1 rRNA gene is annotated in these 239 nt (G+C 45.6%); it reads right to left on the bottom strand.

Annotated features, from left to right (window positions below):
* Positions 1 to 93 (bottom strand): 23S ribosomal RNA (locus M8013_RS00015); the annotation flags it as partial.
* Positions 94 to 239: the final 146 nt, after the last annotated feature.

Below are 239 nucleotides of genomic sequence, written 5' to 3'. Positions count from 1 at the left end.
CATATCACCTTACCGACGCTTATCGCAGATTAGCACGTCCTTCATCGCCTCTGACTGCCTAGGCATCCACCGTGTACGCTTAGTCGCTTAACCTCACAACCCGAAGCTGTTTCGTAAAACAGTTCGTTGTCGTGAAAATTTGAGAGACTCGAACACACCGCTTATCTGCTCTTATTACGGAGAGCAGACACAGTGTGTCGTTTCAATTTTCAGCTTGATCCAGATTTTTAAAGAGCAAA

The organism is Silvania confinis (genome assembly GCF_025564085.1).
GTDB lineage: Bacteria > Pseudomonadota > Gammaproteobacteria > Enterobacterales > Enterobacteriaceae > Enterobacter > Enterobacter confinis.
The sequence above is the reverse complement of the archived record's forward strand: the minus strand, read 5'-3'. Positions and strand labels throughout refer to the sequence as shown.